This is a genomic window from Campylobacter sp., assembly GCF_052169515.1.
GTDB lineage: Bacteria > Campylobacterota > Campylobacteria > Campylobacterales > Campylobacteraceae > Campylobacter_A.
In genome coordinates this window covers 17,810-44,266 of sequence record NZ_JBQNCH010000001.1, presented here as the reverse complement: position 1 = coordinate 44,266, position 26,457 = coordinate 17,810, and the positions used below count along the sequence as shown (strand labels likewise).

Below are 26,457 nucleotides of genomic sequence, written 5' to 3'. Positions count from 1 at the left end.
CGAAATCGTTAATTTTTATGCCGTATTTTAAAAGCAAAGCAAGCGAAAGAATCAAGATGATAAAAAATTTTATAAAAAAACCATATCTGGATATTTTTTTTGATATTGTACTCATCATCGTCCTAAGTGTTTTTATCTATTTGGCACGCCCTATAAATACAAGTAAGGTCGTTTTTATACCAAAGGGGAGTGTGGGCGAAATTATAACCTATTTAGCTAATCGCAACTTTAACTTAAGTGTGATCGACAAGTACGCCATGCACTTTATCGGCTCTCCACAATCTGGCTGGATAGAGATCGGAAAAGATAAAATTTCAAGGATTGATTTTTTAAAACGGCTCGCAAAGTCAAAAGCTGCTCTAACCGAGATAACTCTCATACCTGGAGAGACAACGGTTGTCTTTTTAAATCAAATTTCTGCTCAGCTAGGACTTGATCCTGTTAAGTTAAATGGCGAATATAACGCTCTTGCTCCGGTGAGCGATGGCTTTTTGATGCCAAATACATATAAAATCCCAATAGGTATTAGTGAAAGGCACCTTGCTTTTTATCTTGTTAACTCATCAAAAAAGGCTCAAAATGAGATAAGTAGAAAAATTTTTGGTGAATACAACGAGAAAAAATGGTTCAAAATTTTAACGATTGCATCGATTATCCAAAAAGAAGCGGCAAATGACGCTGAGATGCCTCTTGTGGCTTCCGTCATCTACAACCGCCTTGATAAAGGCATGAGGTTGCAAATGGATGGCACACTAAACTACGGCATCTACTCGCACGATGTGATCACGGCTGAACGCATAAGAAGCGATATGAGCGAGTTTAATACCTATTTTAATAACGGCATTCCGCCAAGTCCTATTTGTACAGTGTCCATAAGTGCGATCAAAGCAGCAATAAATCCAGCAAAGAGCGATTATTTATATTTTGTGCTTGATAAAAAGGCAAAAAAACACATTTTTTCAAAAACCTTAAGCGAACACAACCAAAATATCGCAAAATAGGGCTAAGATACAACAAGTTTTAATAAAAAAAGTGATAAATTCTTAAAAAATAAAAGGGCTAAAATGAGTGATATAATTTGGACTAAAACCGATGAAGCTCCGCTGTTTGCGAGCTACTCCTTGTTTCCTATTGTAAAGAGCTTTTTATCTCGTGCCGGAGTTAGTATAACTAGAGCTGATATAAGCCTAGCTGGGCGAATTTTATCCATTTTTAGTAAAGAGCTTGGACTAAATAAGGCCGATGAGCTAGAGCTTTTAGGCGAGCTTACCAGTCACAAAGAGGCAAATATCATAAAGCTACCAAACATCTCAGCCACACTCGTTCAGCTAAAAGCTGCGATTGAGGAGCTTAGAAGCAAGGGGATAAATGTACCGTTTTATCCAGATGAGATCATCACAGACTACGACGAAGAGGTTGCCAAAAAATACTCAAAAGTGCTTGGTAGTGCGGTAAATCCAGTGCTAAGACAAGGTAACTCAGATAGAAGAGTCCTGCCGCCTGTAAAAGAATTTGCCAAAAAGCATCCGCATAGCAATGGCAGCTGGGACAAGGCAAACAAGACAAAAATTTGCTACATGCAAAATGGTGATTTTTATGAGAACGAGTGCTCAATCATCGCCAGTAAAGACGAGAAATTTTATATAAATTTTGTGAGCACGGATGGCAAAAAAGAGCTTTTAAAAGAGCTTGCTGTACAAAGTGGCGAGATAGTTGATGCTACATATTTAAGCGTAAACGAGCTTGATAAATTTTATGAAAGCTGTTTTGAAGAGGCAAAAAAAGAGAATTTGACCTTAAGTCTACACCTAAAATGTACGATGATGAAGGTTAGCGATCCAGTAATTTTTGCTCATGCGATAAAGAGCTATTTTAAAGAGGTTTTTGCCAAATTTGGTGATGAATTTAAGGCTCACGGTGTGGAGACTAAAAACGGTTTAAAAGATATGTTCGCTAAAATTTCGCAGCTTAAAAACAAAGATGAAATTTTGGCTAAATTTGATGAAATTTTAGATAAAAAAGCAAAAATTTGGGCGTTAAATGAAAATGCCAGCAACTTTGATGTGCCAAATGATGTCATCATCGACGCCTCCGTGCCAGCACTCATTAGAAACTCTGGCAAAGTAAAAGATAGAAGCGGCGAGCTAAATTTCTCACTTTGCATGATCCCAGATAGAACGTATGCTAGGGTTTATGAGGCCTGCGTGGCGGACTTTAAAGAGCATGGCGCGCTTGATGTAAGCAGCATAGGCAGCGTATCAAACGTAGGGCTCATGGCTAAAAAGGCCGAGGAGTACGGCAGTCACGACAAGACTTTTATAGCAAAAGAAGACGGAGAATTTGTTGTTTTTGATGAGGCTGGCGAGAGTATCTTTAAATTTAGCGTTAAAAGTGGCGATATTTTTAGGATGACGCAGGCAAAGGACGATGCGATAAATGCGTGGTTTGAGCTTGCTTTAAAAAGAGGCGAGATATCAAAAGATGAGCTCATATTTTGGCTAGATAGTAGCCGTGCTCACGATAGAAATTTGATAGCTAAATTTGAAAAATTTAGAAATAAATTTGCTAGGGCTGGTGTTAAATTTGAAATTTTAAACTACGAGCAAGCAACGATAAGATCGCTTCAATCAATAAGAGCTGGCAAAAACGTAATAAGCGTTACTGGCAACGTTTTAAGAGATTATCTAACCGATCTTTTTCCGATCTTTGAGCTAGGCGGCAGCTCAAAAATGCTCTCAGTCGTGCCACTACTTGCTGGTGGGGCAATGTTTGAAACAGGTGCTGGCGGAACGGCTCCAACGCTCGTAAAAGAGCTAAAAGAGAGAAATCACCTACTTTGGGATAGTCTCGGTGAGTTTTTAGCGCTTAGTGCTTCACTCGAGCATCTGGCATTTGCTAAGCAAAAAAAAGAGGCAAAAGAGCTAAGTGATGCGCTAAATAGGGCAGTTGCTAGCTACCTAGACGAAAACAAAACTCCAAACGCTACCCTTGATACAAGAGAGTCGCACTTTTATTTGGCACTTTTTTGGGCAATAGAGATGGCAAAAAATGATGGAATTTTGAGCAAAATTTTTGAAAATTTAGCGGATGAACTAGAAAAAAGTGAAAGTGAAATTTTAAAAGAGATAAGAGAAAAAGAGGGTGCTAGAGTGGAATTTGGCGGATACTACCTGCCAAATGAAGCAAAGGCAAACGAGGTCATGAGACCAAGTAAAATTTTAAATCAAATAATAGGATAGAACATGAAAATAAGTGTAGTTGGAGCAGGAAACGTCGGTGCTAGCATAGCATATGCGCTTTGTATGAGGGAAGTTTGCGATGAGATCGCACTTGTAGATATATTTGGTGATGTGGCACGTGCAAAGGCGATCGATCTATCGCAGTCAAGCTGCGTTTTTAACGCAAAAATTAGCGTTTGTGGCGGAGATGATTTTGCTCTGCTAGAAGGTAGCGACATCGTCGTGGTAACTGCTGGAAGCCCTAGAAAAGATGGTCAAACTAGAGAGGATCTGCTTCTTAAAAATGCCGTAGTTGTAAAACAAACAGCGCAAAATATCGCTAAATTTGCCCCAAATGCGGTGATAATTGTCGTGACAAATCCACTTGATGTGATGGTATGGACGGCTCATGAATTTAGTGGCTTTAGCAAAAACAAAGTGATCGGTATGGCTGGTGAGCTTGATGGTGCAAGATGCAGATATGAGCTAGCTATTTTAAAAGACAAGGACGCAAAAGAGCTAAAGACAAAGATCGTTGGCGCTCACAATGACGAGATGATAGTATCAGCTAGCAACATCAGTGAAAATTTAAGCGAAAATGAGCTAGCAACTCTTAAAAAAGAGACCAGCACTGGCGGAGCAAAGATTGTTAAACTTCTTGGCACATCAGCATATTACGCACCAGCAGCAGCGGCTGTAAAGATGTGCGAGGCGATCATGGGCAAGAGTGACGAGATACTAAGCGCTAGCGTGATACTTGATGATGAGCTAAGCTGCGGAAGGTTAGTAAGGCTTGGACGTGAGGGCTTAGAAGAAATTTTTGAGCTAAATTTAAGCACCAGCGAGCAAGAACAACTAAACAAAAGTGAAGCTGATATTAGAAAAAACATTAAATTTTTAAAAGAAAATTTAGACTAGGAATAATATAGATGATAGTAAAAGAAAACGTGCCTGTTTGGGTCGATGAAAGCAGGTGTAAGGCCTGCGATGTCTGCGTGAGCTACTGCCCAGCAGGCGTGCTAGGCATGAGACTCGAGCCAAATGCTGTGCTAGGCAAAATGATAGAGGTCGTCCATCCAGACTCCTGTATAGGCTGTCGTGACTGCGAGCTTCATTGTCCTGATTTTGCTATTTATGTAGCAGAAAAAGGCTTTAAATTTGCAAAGCTAACGCCTGAAAGTAAAGAGCGAGCTGTGGCTGTAAAGGCAAATAAATTTGCAAAGCTTGGAGAGAGTGCATGAGAGAGCTGGTATCAACAGGAAATGCCTTAGTAGCAAGGGCTGCGGTCGAGTGCGGCTGTAACTTCTTTGGCGGATATCCGATCACTCCAAGCAGCGAGATCGCCCACGAACTAAGCGTGCTTTTGCCAAAACATGGCGGTACATTTATACAAATGGAAGATGAGATAGCTGGAATTTCAGTAGCACTTGGTGCCTGTGCAAGCGGCGCTAAAGCCATGACAGCAAGCTCAGGACCTGGAATTTCGCTAAAGGCTGAGCAAATAGGCCTTGGCTTTATCGCTGAGATACCGCTTGTCATCGTAAACGTCATGCGTGGCGGCCCTTCAACTGGTCTGCCAACCAGGGTCGCACAAGGCGATATACTGCAGGCTAAAAACCCAACTCACGGCGATGTAAATATGATCGTCCTTGCGCCAAGTAGCCTAGAGGAGTGTTACACAGAGACCGTGCGTGCCTTTAATCTCGCAGCTAGGTTTATGACGCCAGTCATGCTGCTACTTGATGAGACGATAGGGCACATGCAAGCAAGGGTGCGTTTGCCTGAGATTAACGAGCTAGAAATTTATAAAAGAAAAGAATTTAACGGCGAGCCAAAAGAGTATAAGCCTTATGAGGCCGCACACGACGAGCCAGCCACGCTAAATCCTTTCTTTAAAGGCTATCACTACCATATAACTGGGCTTCATCACGGAGCAACTGGCTTTCCAACTGAAGATGGCAAGATCGTTGAAAACTCGATAAATAGGCTATTTGATAAGGTAAATTTACACGTAGATGAGTGCGAGAGATATGAAGAATTTATGCTTGATGACGCTGATATTTGCATCATCGCCTTTGGAAGTGTCGCTCTTTCAGCTAAGCAAGCGATTTTAAATTTACGTGAAAAAGGGCTAAAAGTAGGGCTATTTAAGCCACTTACACTTTTCCCAGCTCCAGCTAAAAAGCTAAAAGAGATATCAGGCAAATTTAGTAAAATTTTAGTTTGTGAGCTAAATTTAGGCCAATATAGTGGCGAAATTTCAAAAATTATCTTAAGAGATGACTTTGCTAAACTACTAAAAGCAAATGGCAGACCGATAAGCCCAAGCGAGATCGAGGCGAAGATGGGAGAAATTTATGGCTTTTAATTACGATAAATATTTACGAACAGATAAAATGCCTACTCTTTGGTGCTGGGGTTGTGGCGACGGCGTCATACTAAAGGCTCTCATCCGCGCTATCGACACGATGGGTTGGGACATGAACGACGTTTGCGTGGTCTCAGGCATCGGCTGCTCTGGTCGCTTTAGCGGATACCTCGACTGCAATACGATCCACACGACGCACGGCAGAGCCATAGCTTACGCCACTGGCGTGAAAATGGCAAATCCAGACAAACACGTCATCGTTGTAACTGGCGACGGCGACGGACTAGCGATCGGAGGCAACCACACAATACATGGATGCCGCCGAAATATTGGTCTTAATCACATCCTTATAAACAACTTCATCTACGCGCTAACAAACTCTCAAACCAGCCCAACCACGCCAAAGGGCATGTGGACGGTCACAGCACAGTATGGCAACATCGATCCTAGCTTTGACGCCTGTAAGCTCGCAACCGCAGCAGGTGCTAGCTTCGTCGCACGCGGAAGCGTCATCGAGCCAGAGAAGCTCACAAAGCTCTTTGTGGAGGGCTTTAGCCACGATGGATACAGCTTTTTCGATGTATTTTCAAACTGCCATATAAATTTAGGCCGCAAGAACAAAATGGGCGAAGCAGTGAAAAATTTAGAGTGGATAAAGGGTCGCACGACGAGCAAGGTCAAATTTGACATGCTGAGCGACGAAGAAAAAGAGGGCATTTTTCCACTTGGTGTGCTGCATAAAGATGAAAAGAAGATAGAGTACACCAAGGCTTACGACATGGTAAGAAGGGCTGCTATGAGCGGTGAGGCGATAGATTTTAAGGAGCTAGTATGAAGTCACAACTAAGATTTGTCGGCGTTGGCGGACAGGGCGTCATACTAGCAGGTGAGATCCTCTCAGCCGCCAAGATAAAAGCAGGCGGATACGGTGTTAAGGCATCTACCTACACATCTCAGGTGCGTGGCGGTCCAACGAAGGTCGATATCATCCTTGATGAGAAAGAAATTTTATATCCTTACGCAAACGGGGGCGAGATAGAATTTATGCTAGCAACTGCGCAGATAAGCTACGATGCCTTTAAAAGCGGCGTAAAAGAGGGCGGTGCGATCGTTGTTGAGCCAAATTTGGTAAAAGTAAGCGACGAAGATAAAGGGCGCTGGAAAATTTATGAAATTCCTATCATCTCTATCGCAAAAGACGAGGTTGGTAATGTCATCACTCAAAGCGTCGTGGCTCTTGGCGTGGCGGTGGCGATGAGTGGGTGCATGGATGAAAATTTAGTGCGTGAAGAGATGTTAGCAAGCGTACCAGCTAAGGTCAAAGAAGCAAATGCAAAAGCTTACGAGCTAGGCCTAAAATACGCAAAAGAGCTTTTAAGATAAAAACTTGGCTAAATTCTAAATTTAGCCAAAACCTCACAATATGGATCAGATAAAACTAGAAAATTTCCGCAAAGAACATGGCTTTGAGATACCTATCATTAGGAGCTTGTCGCCTAGTGAGTGCTTAAAGATAAAAGAGAATTTACTTCATAAATTTAGCCTAGATGATATAGATCAGTTTTTTAAAATGGAAAAATTTAGCAAGCTTGATGGCTTTAGTGCGGACGAAGTAAATTTTGACCTAACTGCTGCTTTCAGCGATCTTGACATCGCCACACCAAATGAAATTTGCATAAATTTTAATAAATTTGAGAGCATTGATATTTTGCATTTTGATGATCTATCTAAATTTTTTAGCGATATCTGGTATCCGTCACTCGATGATGTTGAGATATTTGATCTAAAATTAAACTGGATTGTTTCAGTCAGACACCACGGTGCAATATACTACGTAAAACTATAAATTTAGCTCTTTTTGATAATAAAACAATTTTTATCATATTTTTATATATTAGTTTATTTTATTTATAAATATTTAATATTTTTATTAAAAATACGCTAAATAGGTCTTTTTATTTATTTTTATCTTTTTAACATAAAAAAATACAAATTTTATTTTATAAAATAATTAAACCTTACAAGAATAGCCATTTACTAGTGCTTTTAACAAATTTATTTCACATCTAAAATCTAGAAATAAATTTTATGTAAAATTTAAATAAATTTGATGTAAAGTTATATCATTAATTTTTTAATTAATCTACTTATTTTAAAAAAAATTAAGAAAATGAACTTGCGGTGCGTTTTTATACGCTAGAAATTTATCAAAATAGGAAGTTATCAATGAGTGAAAAAATTACCAGAAGAGAATTTCTGCAAAGTGCCTGTATTAGCGTAGGTGCGTTGGCTACTACTGCTGGTGCTACAAATGTTTTTGCGGGTGAGTTGCCAAAAGGTAATGAAAATGGCTTGCCATCTGTTGATGTGCTGATAATTGGCTCTGGCGGCGCAGGACTTCGTGCAGCGACAGCTGTTCGCAAACAAAATCCAAATTTAACAGTCGTAGTTGCTACAAAGATGATGCCATCTCGCAACGAAACCTGTATGGCAGAGGGTGGCATAAACGGAGTTACCGACTTTAGCAATGGAGACAGCTTTAAGCTTCACGCCTACGACACTGTAAAAGGTGCGGCCTATCTTGCTGACCAAGATGCAGTAGTTAAATTTTGCGAGGCAGCAGGCGCGGTCATCCATGAACTAGATCACAACGGCATGCTCTTTTCTCGCATAGATAATGGCGACGTATCTCGTAAAGATAATGGCGATGTTGCGTTTCGCTTTATGGGTGGCGCTAGCAAAAAGCGCTGTAACTACGCAGCTGATAAAACTGGCCACGTTTTGATGCATGCGTGCTTGGACGACGCGATCACAGCCGGTGTTAAATTTCTAATGGATCATGAGCTACTTGAGATCGGTCTTGAAGATGGCAAGGTCGAAGGTGTCGTACTTCGTAATATCCAAGATGGTCAAATTTACCCAGTTCTTTGCAAGTCACTTGTCATCGCAACTGGCGGATATACTAGAATTTTTTATAACCGCACTTCAGTTCCATTTATAGCAACAGGCGACGGCATCGCAGTAACTCTTCGTGCTGGTCTTGGCTTTGAAGACCCATAGGTGATCCAGTTTCACCCAACCGGTGTTCAAAACGGCGGCACACTTATCACAGAAGCGGCTCGCGGTGAAGGCGGATACTTGCTAAATAATAAGGGTGAGCGTTTTATGAAAAACTATCACGAAAAGATGGAGCTAGCCCCTCGTGACGTCGTCGCTCGTGCGATCGAGACAGAGATTCGTGAGGGCAGGGGCTTTGGTGAGGGTATGAGCTCTTACGTGCTTTGCGACGTTCGCCACCTTGGTAAAGAAAATATCATGAAAAAGCTTCCAAAAATTCGCCACACAGCGATGCTCTTTCAAAACATCGACCTAGTCGAGCAGCCAGTGCCTATCCGTCCGACAGCTCACTACTCAATGGGCGGCGTCGAAGTGGCTAAATTTGATGATATGAGCACAAAAATTCCTGGAATTTATGTAGGTGGTGAGGCCTCATGCGTATCTATCCACGGTGCAAACCGCCTTGGCGGCAACAGCCTAACTGACGCAGTGGTCACCGGCGATCTGGCTGGTAAAGGTGCTGGCGCATACGCAAAAGATGCTAAATTTGCAAGTGGCAAAAAGACTTCAGAGCTAGCTAAAATGTGGCAGGATAAATTTAAAGCCATAGCAGCAGGCGAGGGCGGTGTAAACGACATGTACGCGCTTCGCGAGGAGCTTGGTAAAAACAACTGGGATTTAATGGGAATTTTTAGAACAGGTGACAAGTTAGATCAGCTCTCTAAAAACCTTGAAGCTATCCAAGCAAAATACGACACCATAAAAGTGCCAAATAATAATCCAGTTATGAATACCGCCTTTACAGACTATGTCGAGCTTGGCAACCTTATACTTCTTTCTCGTGCAGCATGTCTTGCAGCGCAAAAACGCCTAGAGAGTCGCGGCGCTCATACAAGAGAGGACTATCCAAAAAGAGATGATGCAAATTTCTTAAAACACAGCATCGTTACACTAAATGACGGCAAGTTGGAGCTTGGTTACAAAGATGTTGTGACAGGCATATTTTCACTTGACGGCAAAAAGCCAGAGTAAGGAGCTAAGATGAAAATTATTATCGACCGCTTTGACGGAACTAAAAAATATGAATCAACTTATGAACTAACAAACGAAGAAATCGAAGGAAAAACTCTTTTAACAGTGCTTCTTGATATCAAACAAAAAAAGGATGCGACGTTAAATTTCACAGCATCTTGCCGCTCGGCGATATGTGGAGCGTGCGCTGTTAGAGTAAATGGCCACTCATATCTAGCCTGTGATACAAAGATGAATGAGCTTTTGGCGGAGTATGATAACCCAGAGAGCATAAGAATTTCTCCACTTGGAAATTTCAAAGTGATCTCAGACCTCATGGTGGACTGGGAGCCAAGTATTGAAAATTTACGCAAGATTAAGCCTAGTATCACTGCTAAGTCAGAATTTAGCGCAGAAAAAGGCTGCAAACAAAGTCAAAAAGAGTATGACAAAGTAGCTCTTGAATGGGACTGCATACTTTGTGGAGCCTGTGCTAGCGAGTGTAATAAGCTTGAAGCTGATGCGAGCGACTATATGCAGCCATTTGTCTTTGTGTATGCTTATAGAGCGGCGTTTGACTCACGCAACAAAGATCCTATGCCGCACTTAAAACCAGCTATCGACAACGGCCTTTGGATGTGTGTAAAGTGTCAAGAGTGCGCTGATCGATGTCCAAAAGGTATAAGTGCATGTAAAGATATAACTGATCTTCGCATCATGGCTATACAAAAAGGCTTTGATGATGGTATGGGGCCAGATCACGCTGAGGCATTCTTAACTGATCTAGTTGATGGCTCAGGTAGACTAAATGAGATCAAGCTTGCACTTCGTTCTGAGGGAGTATTTAAAAATATGGGCAAAATGGATATTGCTGCAAATTTAATGCTCGCAGGTAAGATGAATCCACTTCATATTTTTGGTGAAGAGGATATCGAAGGACATGATGATCTAGTAAAAATGATAAATGCGGCTCGCAAAGCTGCTAGTAAGGAGTAATTATGCAAAACGAATTCGCTTTTTTCCCAGGATGCGTACTCTCTCAAGCAGCTAAAGAGGCTAAGATGTCGCTTGAGGCTATCGCTCCAGTACTTGGCTGGAAGCTTCACGAGATAAGGGGCTGGAGTTGCTGTGGGGCTCAACAAGCACAAGACGTGGATCCTATCGCTGCACTTGTAGCAAACGCTAGAAACATAGCACTTGCAGAGCAGATGAATATGCCGATGCTTACGACATGCTCAACTTGTATGCTAACTCTAACAAGAGCAAAAAGCACGCTTGATAAGGGAGCAAAGGATCGTATAAATACTTTCTTGGCTGAAGGCAATATGAAATATAACGGCTCAACCGAGGTTACAAGCCTTCTTTGGGAGCTTTATAAAGATATAGATACTCTAAAAGCAAAGGTTGTTAAACCACTTAGTGGCCTAAAAGTGGCACTATTTTACGGTTGTCACAGCCTAAGACCCGAAAAGGATCTGCATAATAGAGAAAGTTCAGTCAATCCAAAGAGCTTTGAAACCGTTGTAAGTGCACTTGGTGCTACTATTGTACCATTTGAAAAGAGGCTTGACTGCTGCGGCTTCCACGCTAGCTATCCAGCTGGAAAATCAGTAAGAAAAATGTCTAGCCAGATCGTAAATAATGCTGATGAAAACGGCGCTGACGTAGTTGTCACACCATGTCCTCTTTGTCAAATGCAGCTTGATATCTACCAAGAGAGATATCAAGATGAAAACAACTCAAACGTAAGAAAACCTATCATCCACCTATCTCAGCTTGTAGGCCTTGCACTTGGACTATCTATTGAGGATCTGGGGCTTGACCTAAATATCGTTGATGCTAGTAAAAGAGCATAAATTTATCCCACGCCTTTTAAGCGTGGGAGTTTTTAAAATTTATTGTTCTAGTTATCAAAAATACATATATTTTAATAACATAATTGTTTTAAAATTTACTTTATACCATTTAAACGTGCTTATTATAAAATTTATAAAAATTTGATTTTCTTCTCCTGCTAAAATCCGAGAGCGAGTTTTTGGTATTTCATAAAAAAATTAATTTATTTTTAAATGCAAAAAAAGGATCAAAAATAATAAAATTTATTATATAAATTCTTTTATTTATATAAACATTTATTTGGCTATAATCGCGTGAAATTTTAATGGATTGAATAGCAAAATTTAAAGGACTAAATATGCAAAATGTTGGTATCGTTGCAAAAATAAGCGGAAAAGTATTTGTAAAACGTGATGGAAAATTGATCGCTTTAAAGCAAGGTGATGAGATATTTTTAGGCGACGAGATCATCACACAAAGTAGCGGTGACACTATCGTTATAAATTTCTACCACGCTTCGCCTATCACGCTACTTGAGCCCCAAACTATTATCATCACAAAAGAGCTATCAAAGGTAAATTTTAACACGCAAGGCAGCGAAGCACAGATAGAAGAAGATAAGAGAAAATTTCTTAGTGAGAATGAAGAAACAAAAAACAAAGGCGAAGATGACAACTCTCACAACGCAAGCCATAGTTCTCATGGCTCAAGCCACAGCAGTAGTTTTGCAAGTATAAATGGTTTAAACTTTGATATGCAAGGTCATATCTCAAATATTGTTAGTGTTGATGGCAGTGCGGTTGTACTACCTGTTGTATCAAACGAGTCGGCATTGCCACATAGTTTTGTTGGTGGAGCGGTATCGGCGGTAGAGCGAAAAAGAGAGTGCTCCGGTTATTGCGGCACCAAGTGTTAAAATTTTAAAAGACATTGATGGTGATGGCTACATAAATATTGCAGAAGCAGGCGGCGATGCAAATCATACTAGTATGGCGGTTACTTTTAATAATGATTTTAAACCAAACGACAAAGTGGCATTGGAAATCGTAAATAACGGTGTAAAGACTGTACTTGTTTATAAAGTTGATCAAGCTGGCACAAGCGTGATAAATATAAATAATCCAAGTGAAATTTTACCTATTGTGCCAAATGCTACAAACCCAGAGCAAAAAGAATTTATCATTCCAAGTGTCGCTGTCACTCCAAATGCTACATTTAGTGTAAATTCTAGTATCACTCTAGCAAATGGTACTAGCTCATCTGTAGCAAAGATAGCTGCAAGCGTTGATACAATCACTCCGACTCTTGGCTTTAAAAAGGTCGTTTTGGGAAAAGATTTAAACGGCGATGGTGTCATAGATGCAAGCGAAAATAGCTTTAATCCAGCAGTTAGTACACCAAGTGATGATGCTAAGATCATCTTGTCGCCAAATATGAAAATAGGCGATAAGATAAAACTAACTACTACTGATCCTGACGGAACTTTACATGAAAAAGTGCTGGTTAAAACATCACAAAACACGCTTATAGATAAAGAGAGTGGCGAGAGCTATCCGCTCACAAGTGAAAGTGGTGGAAATGTCGGTTTTAACGTAGCAAATGCGGTTAAAATTTCATCTTCAACGCCTACAAATGTCAATATACAAATGATAAGTAAGTCGGGCAATCCAGGTGCAACTGAAACCATAACCATAGCAAACAACAATGAACCAATCGCTGTTTTTACTCTTGATGATAATAAAGATGGGATTATAAATTTAGCTGAACTTACAAAAAGTGGCGGTACGGCCTTATCGATAGATATTTATATACCAAACAATGCCGCAGTTGGCGATAAGATCCGTATAAAAGTTGATGATCCAGCTAGCACGCCAACAAGTGTAACAAAGACATATACTATCGCACCTGACGGACTTAGTGCTACACTTGATGGTGGTACAGAGATCATTCCCATCGAAAATGGCAAGATCACAATCACTGATCCAACAAACTCGAGTGATCCAAGCAGAAAAAGACTAAGCACGACGATCATTGACGGAACGACTGGCACTCCAAAAGCTTCAAGTGTGAGTGAAATTTCAAGTGACATAGTTGCACCTATAAAATCCCCACATGTGCAGTTTGCAAAAGATGGCGATAAAGACGGCATTCTAACTAGCAAGGAGAGTGGTTTTAGTCCTGATGGCGTAAAAACATCTATAAAGATAAAAATTCCAAACGATACAAGAGATGGTGATAAATTTGAGATAGATATCGCAGGAAGTGACGGCAAAACAGATAAGATTACTATTAAAATTTCTCAAGATACATCTGGTGTATATAGTGCGACAAGAGATGATGGCGTGCCTATTAGCGTAAATAATGGTACGATAGAGACCACCACAAGACTTTATGGACTTACTACAAATTTTACAACTACATTTACTGACAAAGCTGGCAACAAAGCAGCCCCAGTCACAGATAAGATAACTCTAGATAATAGTATAAAGGTGCAATTTGCAAGGGATAATGACGGTGACGGTTTGATAGATAGCATAACGACTCCTTCAGGCTCGCCGTCAACCCAAAGTGATCTTGATATTTACCTGCCTAACAATACAAAACCAGGAAGCAATATAAACGTCACGATATCAACTCCTACCATACCATCTGTTACAACAACTGTCAAATATACCATAAGCGATGATGGACTAACGGCTATACCAAGCGATGGCTCAGCACCACTTCCAATAGCTGGTGGTAAATTTAGCATACCAGGCGTTCCTATTTCTATGGATCATTCTACGCCGGTTAGAGCGACTATTTCAACACCTGGCGAGGCTACGACGACTGATGGTATCCGTGGTAGATTATTTGACTTTGGAATTTTAGAGTATATTGATGATGTAAAGCTTGCTACGCAGATAGACGGCGGAGTTATAAATATTGCAAAATACTTAAGAGCAGGGGATAATGAAAAAGTTATTCAGAAAAATAACTTCGATAATGAGAGCAAAACTATAAAAGAGTATAACATTTCGCTTACTAACGATGAGCAACCAAATATAGTCTTTGGTGTAGATCGTGCTCCTGGAACAAAACTTCGTTTGGCTCTTGAAGATGATCTTGGTAATGCTAAAATTTTACCAAACGGACAAAACTATATAGATCTAGTTGTAGGTGCAGACAAGCGTGTAAATATGGACTTTGAAGCGCTTGGGATAAAGCTAGATGAGAGATACTCAAATATTAGAGCGACTGTTTTAAAGAGTGATGAAACAAAAGATGATGATCTCTTGGTTCGAGTCGATCTTGATGCTACTCCAGATGCGATAGGCACACCAAACGCCACATCTAATGTCACTAGTGTAGACATTTCAGGCAGTATCGGAACCGACTCAAATGGCAACAACACTCTTAATAAAAATACCATAAATAAAGTTGATCTTTATGATTTGCTAAATTCTGTTCACAAAAGCTCGTCTCTTGATAATACACACACTTATTCTGAAAATTTTGCCCTATCATCTAATAGCACTGGAGCAAATTTTATGATAAAAAATTCTGACGCTGCAGGAAACGTCTCTATTAGCACAGTAACATTTATTGGTAATAGTGGCCTTGATGCTGATATGTGGTTTTACAACTACGTAGATCCGTCATGGAGAGCTAGAGTTGGTAACAATTCTGGTGTTTATAGCACGCAAGGTGGCAAGCCTATCTATAAAGACTATATGGAAATTTATTCTCCAAGCGCCTCTACTACCTATGATGTTGTGCAGTTTGCTTCAGGAAGACACTATAAGACCTTGTCTGATCAAGGAAATATGCATGCGGAGGACCTGGCTAGAGTTGGTAGACATGGAGATAGTGCCTTATATGATGCGTCTAATCCATATGCGCCAAAGAAATTTAGAAATGGTGTCGATACCGCTGCTGGCACAGGTGAGAATATAAGCTTTGTAAATGGAGTTTTAAAAGGTAGACCCGGCAACTATACCCTTGGTGAGTCAAATCCTGTTGGATCCGATCTTGTTATGAAGATGAATGGTTGGATATATGTAAGTGCACCTGGAATATATTCTGTAAGAGCAGCAGACTTGCATAACTATGCAGAGCTTACTATAAATGGAACGACACAAAAATTTGGAAGTGCGACTAATTATATAAATCCATCTACCGAAGCATCATATGGTAAAAATGGTCAGTGGTGGAGTAGGGATTTTACATTTGATAAAGCTGGTTTTTATAAACTTGATATGGAGTATATGGACGGAACTGGTGAGATGAACTTATCTTTATATATGCTTCCAAAAAGTGTAGCAAACACTTATGGCCCCCAAGATCCATATCCTTCATCTATGCTAGTTGGAGCACAAGGTAGCGGCACGCATCTTTTTAGTAATAATTATGTTGAAGCACTTATCCAAAATGGACATCTAAAAAAGATAGGGACTACAAATTCTTACGAACTAAGCGACACTAGCAAATATGGCGAGTCAAATTTTGGCGACCCAGTATACCTAAGACAAGAGGGCGATATAAAAGGTGGCAACCTAGATGATGCCTTTGTTTATAGCAAGGGTAGGGCGATAGATGGTAGAGGTGGAGTGGATACTCTAATAGTCGTTGATGATGTGGATTTTTCAAATTTAGATAACGTTAAAAAAATAAATAACTTTGAAAAGATCCAGCTAGGCAGTGCCGATCAAGCGGTATCTATAAAATTTAGCCCAGATGGTGTCTTTGATATTATTGATAGCAGAAACACAAGAGATGCAAGCAATAGTGCAGCTAGTGAGAGTGTAAATACAGTGTTAAAAGTCATAGGCGACAGCAAAGACCTAGTACAGCTCACACATGACTTTGTAAAAGCTACAAAAGCTGATGTTGCTACGCTAAATAGAAAACATAGTGTTGTCGGTGACATATACAACAAAGTAGATGTTACAAGTGAGGGTGACGCAGTCAATCAAGTCTATAAAGCGACATTTAATCGCCAAGAAACCATCAATGGAAATACAATAAACACAAGACACACTGTTTTTCTTGAGATCCAAGATGGTGTACAGGTCGATCTATTATAGAAATTTTTAATTTGTACATGTAGAGTAAAGCCCAAAATTTCTCTTGGGCTTTATAAATTTAGATAGCTTTTAGCATAACTTTCGTTAGCAACTCTGAAAATTTAGCTGGATTTTCTAGGCTCATGCCTTCATTTAACCTTGCCATATCAAGAAGTAAAGGCGCAATGTCATAAATCATAGCTTCATTCTTCTCTAGTTTTGCAAAAATTTCATGATCAGCGTTGATTTCCAAGATCGGCTTAACTTTTGGAGCGTTTGCACCTTGTCCCATTTGTTTTAGCATCTCTTGCATAGCGTAATCAGGATCGTTTTTATCATAGATAAGCACCGCAGCAGAGCTTGAGAGTCTTGAGCTAAGTTTTACGTCTTTAACTTCATCTTTTAAAATTTCTTTCATTTTAACAAGTGTGTTTGCGACTTTACTCTCATCTACCTTTTCATCGCTTTTTATCTCGTCATTGATATCAGCGTGAGAGATAGATTTTATAGGAGTTTTGTCAAATTCATTCACCATTGGCATAACGATCGTATCTATCTCTTCATCCATAATAAGAACCTCGATATCATTTTTCTTAAAGCTCTCAAGGAGTGGAGAATTTCTTAGCATGTTTTCGTTGTTACCACTGATATAATAGATCGACTTTTGATCATCTTTCATTGCCTCTTTGTACTCTTTTAGGCTAATTAAACCATCTCTTTTTGAGCTTTTAAATAGACAAAGATCTAAAATTTGCTCTTTTTCAGCACTAAATCCATAAAGACCTTCTTTTAAAACCTTACCAAATAGTTTGTAAAATTTTATGTATTTTTCACGATCGTTATCTTTTAGCTTTGCAAGCTCGCTTAAAATTTTCTTCACGCTTTGCTCTTTGACACTTCTCATGATCGCATTTTCTTGTAAAATTTCACGGCTCACATTTAATGGCAGATCCTCAACATCAATGATACCCTTGATAAATCTTAAATATGGCGGCAAGAGTTCTTTTGCATCATCTGTGATAAAAACTCTTTTTACATAAAGCTTTACGCCACTTTGATAATCGACTCTAAATAGATCAAATGGCTCAGAGCTTGGTACGTAAAATAGCGTCGAGTACTCGATCTTGCCTTCGGCCTTTGTGTGAATATAAAGGAGAGGATCGCTACTGTCGTGAGAAATTTGTTTATAAAAGTCGTTGTAATCTTGCTCTTTAAGGCTAGCTTTATTTAGCCTCCAAAGCGCATTTGCCTTGTTTATCTGCTCATTTTTAGTCTCATATGTGCCTTCCTTTTCGCCTTCTTTTGGAGCGACATAGCTTTGCTTATCCATAAATATAGGATAAGGAATGTGGTTTGAATACTTCTTGACTATCTCTTCAATACGCCAAGAATTTGCAAACTCATCATCGTTTAAATACAAAGTGATATCAGTGCCAAAGCTCTCTTTGCTAGTCTCTTCTATCTCGTAGTTTTTTGCATCAGATGTCCATTTGTAGGCCTTATCGCCAAGTGCTCTTTGGCTGATGACTTCGATCTTGTTTGCTACCATAAAGGCTGAGTAAAAGCCAACACCAAACTGACCTATTAACGAACTATCTTTTTTTGCATCGCCGCTTAAATTTTTCATAAAGCCTTTTGTGCCGCTTCTTGCTATTGTGCCCAAATTTGCGATAAGCTCATCTTTGTCCATACCAATGCCGTTATCACTAATAGTCAGTGTTTTGGCTTTTTCATCGATCTTAATATCAATTCTTGGAGTATAGTTTAATTTTTTGTACTTTTCGTCGGTCAAACAAAGGTAGTTTAGCTTGTCGAGCGCATCGTTTGAGTTTGAGATAAGCTCTCTTAAAAATATCTCTTTGTTTGAGTAAAGAGAGTGAATCATTAAATTTAGAAGGTCATTAACCTCGGTTTGAAATTCAAATTTATCTGCCATTTTTCTTTTCCTTGTTTTAAAATTTTGGCAGATTATAACACAAAGTGATAAAAATACTCTTAACATTGATAGTATCACTATCAAGTTTTTTACAAAAATTTTTATAGTTACAAAAGAGAATCTCTCTTTTACTTGCAAGGTGGTACACTGGTAAAGCATAAAATCAAACAAATAAAAGAAATTTATAGATAATAAAAATTTTAGAAAGCTAAAGTTTTAAAAGATATTTATTGTCTATTTTTATCTAAAACATTTTGCATATTTTCTCTTGTGACTTCTAACCAATTTTCTTTAGAGGTATCTACTAGATCAAGACAAAATATTCTAATATCTGCTTTTTTAAAGCTAAACTCCTTTACTTTCAAAGCGTCACTTCCAATGATTACGATAGGCTGAACCTTTAAATTTAGCTTTTCTACAAGCATTTTAGCTCCACCTTTAAAAGGTAAAAGCTTGTTAGTTTGCGATCTTGTTCCTTCTGGAAAAATCGCTAAAACACGACCGTTTTCAACTCTATCTTTAGCTTCTTTTAAAAGTTTTATTAAAGAGTGCTTGTTTTCACGTTCAACTGCTATCATCTTTGGTATGCTTAAAATTTTGCCTATTATAGGAATTTTGCCTATTTGTGCCTTTGCGATCCAACAAAGGTTTTTTGGATGAACCTCTTCTAGGACAATAATATCAAGCATGCTTTGATGATTTATGAGTAAGATATTGGCCTCATCTTTAAAATCACCAATTACTTCAAGCTTATAGCCACCAAAAAATCTTTGCGTTCTGCCCCAAAATTTTCTAATAGTTCTATTTTTGGAGTTAAAGAGCCACATAAAAAAAACCACCAAAATAACACTAAGAACGAATGTAATTGAAAAGAAAAGAGCTCTAATTTTTGACAAGATCATCCTTTTTTACCCAGCCAATTTTGCCGTCGGTAAATAAAATTTTCGAATAGTCGTTTTTTGTATCTAAAATTTCAACATTTTCATTTTTGCGAGATGTGTAGAAAATAGTCGAATTTTTAGTTGGCAAAATAGAAACACTAACATCTGGTTTCAAGATAGCTTTCCCGAAAGGATTATAGGTGTAAACCCCAAGCGCTATAAAAACAGCAGCTACAAAAAAGTAGCTAAATTTTCTGCGCCAAATAGCTAGCAATATAAAAATTACTACACAAGAGTAGATCGTAATATCTTTGTAGGTGCTAAATTCGCTTTGTTTTGGGTTAAGTCCGATTTGTGTACTTACTTCGTCATCTTCAACACTAACCGGCAAAGAAAAGCTTTCAAATTTGGCCTTTTTTAGGTTGTAGTAGTTGAAATCAAGCGATTTTTTATTTGGTTTAAAAACCGCAAAATAATATGCACTTTGTGAGTTGAAATCACCATTTATCGTATCTACGCCTTGCTTTAAGATTGTCTTATTTTCAATATTAAAAGCACTTAGATCTACGTTATTGCCATAAATTTCTACAACCATGATATTATTTATATCATCAAATTTTGTTGTTTTAAATTTTTTGACTTCAAGGTTGTCGGCTACGATATGGTTGTAATTCTCGTCGCTTCTAAGCTCTTTTAGCTTTGGTAAAAAGATATTTATATTTGAGTTTTGGTAGTTTTCGCCATTTCTTTTTAAATTTAGGCTAACTCTTAAAGTCTTGGCATCGATATTTGTCGCTTCTAGATAAAATGTACCTATATACTTATTTTCATCGCCTCTTACCCATTGAAAATTCTTCTTGTTTAGCCATTTTATGCTTGTTTCGTCAAGCTGTGTCTCAAACTCAAACTCAAGGTCGTTTTGCGTATCAGCTACAATCTCAATACTAAAAATTTCTCCTATAACGACATTTTTTGGAACATTTGTAGCTTTTAGAAGAAGTTCTTTAACTTTGATCTTATCGTAGATTTGATTATCAGGAACATTAATATCTGGCTCATTTGTTGGTACGATATTTCTCATCTGTTCCGGAGTGATGCGCTCTGGCTGTGGTGATACAAATTTTCTTGAAAAGTCTTGCTCTCTAGCTGGTTTTTGAGTTTTCGGCTTTGCGGCAGGACTATTTACAAATTTATCCTCCCTGGCTTCATCCATCATATCAAAAACACTAACTTCATCAGTGTTTACAGCAAATAAATTTATTATGAGCAGGGAGACAAAGAGGATCTTTTTTACCAAACTAGCCCTTTTAGCATTTTCATGCCATCATCTGTACCTAAAATTTTCTCACAAGCGCGCTCAGGATGGGGCATAAGACCAAATATTCTTTTGCTTTCATCGCAGATTCCAGCTATATTGTCGACTGAACCGTTTGGATTTATTTCGTTGCCTTTAGCATCGCAATATTTTAGCAGCACTTGCTCATTGTCATATAGGCTTTTTAGCGTATTTTCGTCAGTGTAGTAGTTTCCTTCTCCGTGGGCGATAGGTATATTCACTACTTCATTTTTGGTTAAATTTGCCAGGAATTTATTGTTATTTGAGATCACTTTTAGATGGTGATATTTTGAGACGAAATTTAAATTTTCATTTCTTCTCATAGCACCTTTTAAAAGCCCAAGCTCAAGAAGCATCTGAAAACCATTGCAAATTCCCAAGATATAGCCGCCTTTTTTCGCATGCTCTTTTACGGCCTGCATAGCTGGGCTAAATTTAGCTATCGCAGCTGTTCTTAGATAGTCGCCGTAGCTAAAACCACCAGGCAAAACGACTAGATCAGCCTCTATCTTATCCTCTTTGTGCCATATGATCTGTGTTTGGCAGCCAAGTAATTTAAATGCGTGAGCCGTATCTTCTTCACAGTTTGTGCCAGGAAAAAGTATGATCGCTACTTTCATAGCACGATCTCGTAGTCTTCGATGACAGTGTTAGCTAGAAGCTCTTCGCACATTACTTTTAGCTGCTCGTTTGCTTTGTTTTTATCGCTCTCGTCGATATCTAAAACGATTTGTTTGCCTATTCTGACATTTGACACACCACTAAATCCGAGAGAATTTAGAGCGTGCTCCACTGCTTTACCAGCAGGGTCAAGGACCCCACTTCTTAATGCTATATTTACAACAGCTTTCATCTTTGTCCTTACGATAAAATTCTTTTTAAAACTTCTTCATAAGCGACTTTTACGCTACCAAGGTCTTGTCTAAATCTATCTTTATCAAGCTTTTCATTTGTTGTTGCATCCCAAAATCTGCAGCTATCAGGGCTTATCTCATCAGCTAAGATAATGTTGCCATCTTTGTCAATACCAAATTCGACTTTAAAATCAACTAGTTTTAAATTTCTCTCTGCAAAGAATTTAAATAAGATAGAGTTAATCTCTCTTGCTGTGTGTCTTAGTGTTTGAAGATCTTTTTCACTCTTTACTAGACCCATGATGATGCAGTGCTCATCAGTCACCAAAGGATCGTGCAAATCGTCGTTTTTGTAGTAAAACTCTACAAGCGTGAAAGGTAAAACTGTACCTTCTTTTATGCCAAGTCTTTTGCTTAGTGAGCCAGTTGCGATATTTCTAACAACAACTTCCAGCGGTATGATCTCGCATTTTTTGACAACTTGCTCGGTATCGCTGATGGTCTCAACTAGATCAGTCACAATGCCTTTGCTCTCTAGTAGCTTAAAAAGCTGTGTAGAAATTTTATTATTTAAAGCGCCTTTGCCAGCTTCATTGCCTCTTTTTTGAGCATCAAATGCTGTTAGGTCGTCTTTAAACTCAGCCACAAGCAAATTTGGATCGTCTGTGGCATACATCTTTTTGCCTTTTCCTTCGTAAATAAGCTCTCTTTTTTGCATGATCTTCTCCTTGTGAAATTTATTGTTTTATTTTTAAAATTTTAATAGTATCAATTGCTGTTTTTAACTGAATGTCTTCATCAACTTTTTTTTGCGTGATTATCTTTTTATCGTCTTTTGCTTCAGTTTTATTGCCCTCGCTTGTAGAATTTATCTTATTTAGCTCGCTTTTTAGATGAGCTTTGAGCTCGCTCTCTTTTATACTAAATGCGCTATCGTCACTTTGTGGTACTTTGCCTGGGTGTACTATCACATCAGGTGTTACTCCTACGGCTTGGATAGTTCTTCCACTTGGTAGATAGTATCTTGCAATGGTTAGCCTTAAAGCTTCCGTATCGTCTATTGGAAGTATTACTTGAACGCTTCCTTTACCAAATGTATTTTCGCCAATTACCACTGCACGTTTATGGTCTTGAAGTGAACCACTTACAATCTCACTAGCACTAGCACTTCCTCCATTAACTAGCACTGCAAGTGGTAATTTTGAAAGAGTCTTGCTTGCACTTGCTTTGTATTCTACGTTTTCAGACTCATCGCGACCTTTTTGAGAAACGATAACGCCATTATCTACAAAGATATCTACTAGATCAACAGCTTGATTTAAAAGTCCGCCAGGATTGTTTCTAAGATCAAGTATGACGCCACTTACTTTTGGATATTCTTTGATGGCTTCTTTTACTTTTGAAACGACGTTTTTATCAAAATTTGTAACACGAACGTAAAGAATATTGTCGTTTTCTATCATTTTTGCATAAACAGACTCAACCTTTATGAGATCTCTTATGATTTTTACGTCAAACGGCTTTTGTTCGCCTTTTCGCAAAATAGTAATAGTTATCGGAGTTTTTGGCTTTCCGCGCATTTTATTTACGGCTTCGTCTATCGTTGTGCCGATCGTTGAGTTGCCGTCTATCCTTAAAATAATATCGCCTGATTTTATGCCTGCTTTATCGGCTGGAGTATCTTCTATTGGTGAGATAACGGTTAGTGCACTATCTTTCATGCCAACAGTTATGCCAAGTCCACCAAACTCTCCACTTGTTTGCACTTGCATATCTTTATAAGCTTTTTCATTTAAAAAGCTTGAGTGAGCATCTAAATTTTGCATTAAACCAGCTATGGCTTTGTCTATTATCTCTTTAAATTTGATGTCATCTACGTAATATTTTTCAACTGTCGAAATCGTTTTTGTAAGCTTTGAAAGTGCCTCAAGTTTTGCACTTGCTTCATCTTCAGTTTTAGCAAAAAGTGCATTTACCGCCACACTTGATATGAGTAGGGCAGATGTGATTCTTAGTGCGAAAGATCTACTAAATTTATTCAAAATTTCTCCTATGATTTTTGGTTCAATTTTATTAGCTTTTGGCTAAAAAAAGCATAAATTTGAGCTCGTATTTTTGCCTTTTTTGTTTGTTTGTAACACAAATTTATAATGGTAAATTTTAGCAATTAAATATACTAAGTGATAAATATTATATTAATACTTGACAATATAAGACTAAAGTTATATAATACTATTCATATAAAATAATTCAAGGAGATTTGAATGGCTGACATAACAGAAAATCTAACAGCTCAGATGCAGGAAACTCTTGAAAAAGGCGTTAGCCTGGCGATTTTTTCTAAAAATCCACAAGTTGTCCCACTTCACATTTTTTGGGCTTTGATTGCAGATAGTAACTCTATTTTAAATCAAGTATTTAATAAAATGAATATAAGCAAAGACGCTGTCGAGCTTGAAGTAAAAAGTAAAGTTTCATCACTTCCAAGTAGCTCAAACGTCACTAAAGATAACGTTTCAGTTTCAAGAGAGCTTATAAATTCACTTGAAAACGCAAAAGCCTTAATGGTAAGCATGGGTGATAGTTATATCGCTGTTGATACATGGATCATCTCGGCTCTTGACCTTGGTGATATCAAGCAAATTTTGAGTAAATTTTGCGATATTTTGGAGGTTAAAAAGAATCTTGAGAGCATAAGAGGCGGTAAAAAAATAGATAGCCAAACTGGCGATGATACGCTTGATAGTCTAGAAAAATTTGGTATTGACCTCACACAAAAAGCACTAAATAAAGAGCTTGATCCAGTTATCGGTCGTGATGAAGAGATCACTAGAATGATGCAAATTCTAATAAGAAAGAGTAAAAATAACCCTATATTATTAGGTGAGCCAGGTGTTGGTAAAACAGCTATCGTTGAGGGCTTAGCTCAAAAGATAGTGGCTCGTGATGTACCAACAAGTCTTGCAAATAAACGTGTCATCGCGCTTGACATGAGTGCAGTCGTAGCTGGTGCAAAATATAGAGGTGAGTTTGAAGATAGATTAAAAGCTATCATCGACGAGGTAAAAAAAGCTGGTAACATCATACTTTTTATAGATGAAATTCACACGATAGTTGGAGCAGGTGCGAGCGAGGGTGGAATGGACGCTGCAAATATCCTAAAACCAGCTCTTGCACGTGGTGAGCTTCACGCTGTTGGTGCTACGACATTAAAAGAGTATAGAAAATATTTTGAAAAAGATGCGGCACTTCAAAGACGCTTCCAACCAATAGACGTTAAAGAGCCAAGCGTTAATGAAGCTTTGCAAATTTTACGTGGTATAAAAGAGCGCCTAGAAGTTCACCATGGCATTACGATAACAGATAGTGCGCTAGTTGCCGCAGCAAGACTTAGTGACCGCTATATAGCAAACCGCTTCTTGCCAGATAAAGCGATAGACCTTATTGACGAAGCCGCAGCTGAGCTAAAAATGCAAATAGAAAGTGAGCCATACGAGCTTTCAAAGATAAAACGCGAGATCGTGACGCTTCAAGTAGAAAAAGAAGCTCTAAAGATGGAGGATGCGGATAAAAACAAAGAAAGACTTGGCGAGATCGAAAAAGAGATAGCTGATCTAAATGAGAAAAAGCTGGCACTTGATACAAAATTTGAAAATGAAAAAGATGTTTTTGGCGGAATTTCAAAAGCCACAAAAGAGATAGATAGCTTAAAATCACAAGCTGAAATAGCAAAAAGAAATGGCGATCTTCAAAAAGCTGCTGAGATAGAATACGGCAAAATAGCAGATGCCAAAAAGCATAAACATGAGCTTGAGGAAAAATGGGAAGGCATGAAAAAAGAGGGTGTGCTTCTTAAAAATCAAGTCGATGAAGAGCTTGTGGCTGAAATTTTGAGCAAATGGACTGGAATTTCAGTTAAGAAAATGCTAACAAGCGAAAAAGAAAAGTATCTGCATATCGAAGAGCATTTAAGAGAGAGTGTAGTCGGTCAAGATGACGCACTACACGCATTAGCACGTGCTGTTAAGAGAAATAAAGCAGGGTTAAACGAAGGTCAAAGGCCGATTGGTTCATTTTTATTTCTTGGGCCAACAGGCGTTGGTAAGACTCAGTCTGCTAAGGCTTTGGCTAAATTTTTATTTGACGACGAGAAGGCACTCATTCGTTTTGATATGAGCGAATATATGGAAAAACACAGCGTGAGTAGACTTCTTGGTGCACCTCCAGGATATGTTGGATATGACGAGGGCGGTCAGCTAACAGAGGCTGTTCGTAGACGACCTTACTCGGTCATACTTTTTGACGAAGTTGAAAAGGCGCACAAAGACGTATTTAACATACTTCTTGGCATACTTGATGATGGACGTGCGACTGACAATAAAGGTGTAACAGTTGATTTTAAAAACACTATCATCATTTTAACTTCAAATATCGCTTCAAGTTTTATAATGGAGCTAAAGGGTGAAGAGCGCGACGCTGCTGTTAAAAATGAGCTTAAGAATTACTTTAAACCAGAGTTTTTAAACCGTCTTGATGACACCATCATCTTTAATCCTTTAAATGAAGAGGGTCTAATCTCTATCGTTGAAATCATGTTTAAAGAGCTTGAAAAAACCCTTCATAACCGTGGTATCAAAGCAGTTTTGAGTGAGGAAGCCAAAAAATTTATTGCAAAAGCCGGATTTGACATAGTTTATGGTGCAAGACCACTAAGAAGGGCACTTTATGAGCTAGTTGAAGACAAGATAGCTGACATGATATTAAAAGATGAGCTTGAAACTGGCGACGAGATAGTTATCAACAGTGACGGTGAAAATATAGAGATCAATAAAAAATAATTTTACACTTACTTGGCAGGTTTAGGCCTGCCAAGGCTTAAATTTCAACAATAATTTCTTTACATTAAAATCAATAA

20 protein-coding genes and 1 pseudogene are annotated in these 26,457 nt (G+C 38.6%); 14 read left to right on the top strand and 7 right to left on the bottom strand.

Annotation, left to right across the window (positions count from 1 at the left end; all coding sequences use genetic code 11):
* Positions 1 to 56: 56 nt before the first annotated feature.
* The 13 genes and pseudogenes from mltG (at position 57) to ACTTKV_RS00095 (ending at position 16,556) form a co-directional block, all read left to right on the top strand.
* Positions 57 to 1,001: an endolytic transglycosylase MltG gene (gene mltG / locus ACTTKV_RS00155; RefSeq protein WP_442548667.1), complete on the top strand. Its 945-nt coding sequence runs from the start codon at positions 57 to 59 to the stop codon at positions 999 to 1,001.
* Between the two features lie 63 nt (positions 1,002 to 1,064).
* Positions 1,065 to 3,239 (top strand): NADP-dependent isocitrate dehydrogenase, encoded by a 2,175-nt coding sequence (locus ACTTKV_RS00150; RefSeq protein ID WP_442548666.1) that lies wholly within the window; start codon positions 1,065 to 1,067, stop codon positions 3,237 to 3,239.
* 3 nt (positions 3,240 to 3,242) lie between these two features.
* Complete coding sequence (locus tag ACTTKV_RS00145) at positions 3,243 to 4,136, top strand: lactate/malate family dehydrogenase (protein ID WP_442548665.1); 894 nt, start codon at positions 3,243 to 3,245, stop codon at positions 4,134 to 4,136.
* Positions 4,137 to 4,147: 11 nt separating this feature from the next.
* Positions 4,148 to 4,459, top strand: coding sequence for a 4Fe-4S binding protein (locus ACTTKV_RS00140; protein WP_442548664.1), 312 nt, complete (start codon positions 4,148 to 4,150; stop codon positions 4,457 to 4,459).
* The gene (locus tag ACTTKV_RS00135) at positions 4,456 to 5,586 is read left to right on the top strand and encodes a 2-oxoglutarate synthase subunit alpha (protein WP_442548663.1); all 1,131 of its coding nucleotides are present in this window, start codon (positions 4,456 to 4,458) and stop codon (positions 5,584 to 5,586) included. The genes ACTTKV_RS00140 and ACTTKV_RS00135 overlap by 4 nt, the downstream gene beginning before the upstream one ends.
* The gene (locus ACTTKV_RS00130) at positions 5,576 to 6,421 is read left to right on the top strand and encodes a 2-oxoglutarate ferredoxin oxidoreductase subunit beta (protein WP_442548662.1); all 846 of its coding nucleotides are present in this window, start codon (positions 5,576 to 5,578) and stop codon (positions 6,419 to 6,421) included. The genes ACTTKV_RS00135 and ACTTKV_RS00130 overlap by 11 nt, the downstream gene beginning before the upstream one ends.
* Positions 6,418 to 6,969 (top strand): 2-oxoacid:acceptor oxidoreductase family protein, encoded by a 552-nt coding sequence (locus ACTTKV_RS00125; RefSeq protein WP_442548661.1) that lies wholly within the window; start codon positions 6,418 to 6,420, stop codon positions 6,967 to 6,969. Before ACTTKV_RS00130 ends, ACTTKV_RS00125 begins: the two co-directional genes overlap by 4 nt.
* Positions 6,970 to 7,009: 40 nt before the next feature.
* The gene (locus ACTTKV_RS00120) at positions 7,010 to 7,432 is read left to right on the top strand and encodes a heat-shock protein (RefSeq protein WP_442548660.1); all 423 of its coding nucleotides are present in this window, start codon (positions 7,010 to 7,012) and stop codon (positions 7,430 to 7,432) included.
* A 380-nt stretch (positions 7,433 to 7,812) separates the two neighbouring features.
* Positions 7,813 to 9,675: pseudogene (sdhA, locus tag ACTTKV_RS00115) on the top strand (8-methylmenaquinol:fumarate reductase flavoprotein subunit).
* 9 nt (positions 9,676 to 9,684) lie between these two features.
* A complete protein-coding gene (gene sdhB / locus ACTTKV_RS00110; RefSeq protein WP_442548659.1) occupies positions 9,685 to 10,650 on the top strand; it encodes an 8-methylmenaquinol:fumarate reductase iron-sulfur subunit in 966 nt (321 codons plus the stop codon).
* A gap of 2 nt (positions 10,651 to 10,652) precedes the next feature.
* A complete protein-coding gene (sdhE, locus tag ACTTKV_RS00105; RefSeq protein ID WP_442548658.1) occupies positions 10,653 to 11,510 on the top strand; it encodes an 8-methylmenaquinol:fumarate reductase membrane anchor subunit in 858 nt (285 codons plus the stop codon).
* Positions 11,511 to 11,848: 338 nt separating this feature from the next.
* Positions 11,849 to 12,406, top strand: a complete 558-nt coding sequence (locus ACTTKV_RS00100) for a hypothetical protein (protein ID WP_442548657.1) — start codon at positions 11,849 to 11,851, stop codon at positions 12,404 to 12,406.
* Between the two features lie 73 nt (positions 12,407 to 12,479).
* Positions 12,480 to 16,556: a hypothetical protein gene (locus ACTTKV_RS00095; RefSeq protein ID WP_442548656.1), complete on the top strand. Its 4,077-nt coding sequence runs from the start codon at positions 12,480 to 12,482 to the stop codon at positions 16,554 to 16,556.
* 58 nt (positions 16,557 to 16,614) lie between these two features.
* Here ACTTKV_RS00095 and htpG read toward each other — a convergent pair whose 3' ends face one another.
* The 7 genes from htpG to ACTTKV_RS00060 form a co-directional block, all read right to left on the bottom strand.
* Positions 16,615 to 18,471, bottom strand: a complete 1,857-nt coding sequence (htpG, locus tag ACTTKV_RS00090; protein WP_442548655.1) for a molecular chaperone HtpG — start codon at positions 18,469 to 18,471, stop codon at positions 16,615 to 16,617.
* 227 nt (positions 18,472 to 18,698) lie between these two features.
* The gene (locus ACTTKV_RS00085) at positions 18,699 to 19,373 is read right to left on the bottom strand and encodes a lysophospholipid acyltransferase family protein (RefSeq protein ID WP_442548654.1); all 675 of its coding nucleotides are present in this window, start codon (positions 19,371 to 19,373) and stop codon (positions 18,699 to 18,701) included.
* Positions 19,354 to 20,649, bottom strand: a complete 1,296-nt coding sequence (locus tag ACTTKV_RS00080) for an SH3 domain-containing protein (protein WP_442548653.1) — start codon at positions 20,647 to 20,649, stop codon at positions 19,354 to 19,356. Before ACTTKV_RS00080 ends, ACTTKV_RS00085 begins: the two co-directional genes overlap by 20 nt.
* On the bottom strand, positions 20,643 to 21,308 hold the full coding sequence (purQ, locus tag ACTTKV_RS00075) for a phosphoribosylformylglycinamidine synthase I (protein ID WP_442548652.1): 666 nt from the start codon (positions 21,306 to 21,308) through the stop codon (positions 20,643 to 20,645). Before purQ ends, ACTTKV_RS00080 begins: the two co-directional genes overlap by 7 nt.
* A complete protein-coding gene (gene purS / locus ACTTKV_RS00070) occupies positions 21,305 to 21,541 on the bottom strand; it encodes a phosphoribosylformylglycinamidine synthase subunit PurS (RefSeq protein WP_087577064.1) in 237 nt (78 codons plus the stop codon). The genes purQ and purS overlap by 4 nt, the downstream gene beginning before the upstream one ends.
* An 8-nt stretch (positions 21,542 to 21,549) precedes the next feature.
* Complete coding sequence (gene purC / locus ACTTKV_RS00065) at positions 21,550 to 22,260, bottom strand: phosphoribosylaminoimidazolesuccinocarboxamide synthase (protein ID WP_442548651.1); 711 nt, start codon at positions 22,258 to 22,260, stop codon at positions 21,550 to 21,552.
* A 19-nt stretch (positions 22,261 to 22,279) separates the two neighbouring features.
* A complete protein-coding gene (locus ACTTKV_RS00060) occupies positions 22,280 to 23,596 on the bottom strand; it encodes a S41 family peptidase (protein ID WP_442548743.1) in 1,317 nt (438 codons plus the stop codon).
* Between the two features lie 210 nt (positions 23,597 to 23,806).
* On the opposite strand from ACTTKV_RS00060, the gene ACTTKV_RS00055 reads away from it, so the two are divergent.
* The gene (locus ACTTKV_RS00055; RefSeq protein ID WP_442548650.1) at positions 23,807 to 26,380 is read left to right on the top strand and encodes an ATP-dependent Clp protease ATP-binding subunit; all 2,574 of its coding nucleotides are present in this window, start codon (positions 23,807 to 23,809) and stop codon (positions 26,378 to 26,380) included.
* Positions 26,381 to 26,457: the final 77 nt, after the last annotated feature.

Coding starts and splice junctions, on each gene's coding strand:
- ACTTKV_RS00085 (WP_442548654.1), bottom strand. CDS start 19,373: ATGATCTTGTCAAAAATTAGAGCTCTTTTCTTTTCAATTACATTCGTT.
- sdhE (WP_442548658.1), top strand. CDS start 10,653: ATGCAAAACGAATTCGCTTTTTTCCCAGGATGCGTACTCTCTCAAGCA.
- ACTTKV_RS00150 (WP_442548666.1), top strand. CDS start 1,065: ATGAGTGATATAATTTGGACTAAAACCGATGAAGCTCCGCTGTTTGCG.
- ACTTKV_RS00145 (WP_442548665.1), top strand. CDS start 3,243: ATGAAAATAAGTGTAGTTGGAGCAGGAAACGTCGGTGCTAGCATAGCA.
- ACTTKV_RS00135 (WP_442548663.1), top strand. CDS start 4,456: ATGAGAGAGCTGGTATCAACAGGAAATGCCTTAGTAGCAAGGGCTGCG.
- ACTTKV_RS00140 (WP_442548664.1), top strand. CDS start 4,148: ATGATAGTAAAAGAAAACGTGCCTGTTTGGGTCGATGAAAGCAGGTGT.
- ACTTKV_RS00120 (WP_442548660.1), top strand. CDS start 7,010: ATGGATCAGATAAAACTAGAAAATTTCCGCAAAGAACATGGCTTTGAG.
- ACTTKV_RS00055 (WP_442548650.1), top strand. CDS start 23,807: ATGGCTGACATAACAGAAAATCTAACAGCTCAGATGCAGGAAACTCTT.
- ACTTKV_RS00100 (WP_442548657.1), top strand. CDS start 11,849: ATGCAAAATGTTGGTATCGTTGCAAAAATAAGCGGAAAAGTATTTGTA.
- ACTTKV_RS00125 (WP_442548661.1), top strand. CDS start 6,418: ATGAAGTCACAACTAAGATTTGTCGGCGTTGGCGGACAGGGCGTCATA.
- ACTTKV_RS00095 (WP_442548656.1), top strand. CDS start 12,480: ATGGCGGTTACTTTTAATAATGATTTTAAACCAAACGACAAAGTGGCA.
- htpG (WP_442548655.1), bottom strand. CDS start 18,471: ATGGCAGATAAATTTGAATTTCAAACCGAGGTTAATGACCTTCTAAAT.
- sdhB (WP_442548659.1), top strand. CDS start 9,685: ATGAAAATTATTATCGACCGCTTTGACGGAACTAAAAAATATGAATCA.
- purC (WP_442548651.1), bottom strand. CDS start 22,260: ATGCAAAAAAGAGAGCTTATTTACGAAGGAAAAGGCAAAAAGATGTAT.
- purQ (WP_442548652.1), bottom strand. CDS start 21,308: ATGAAAGTAGCGATCATACTTTTTCCTGGCACAAACTGTGAAGAAGAT.
- purS (WP_087577064.1), bottom strand. CDS start 21,541: ATGAAAGCTGTTGTAAATATAGCATTAAGAAGTGGGGTCCTTGACCCT.
- mltG (WP_442548667.1), top strand. CDS start 57: ATGATAAAAAATTTTATAAAAAAACCATATCTGGATATTTTTTTTGAT.
- ACTTKV_RS00130 (WP_442548662.1), top strand. CDS start 5,576: ATGGCTTTTAATTACGATAAATATTTACGAACAGATAAAATGCCTACT.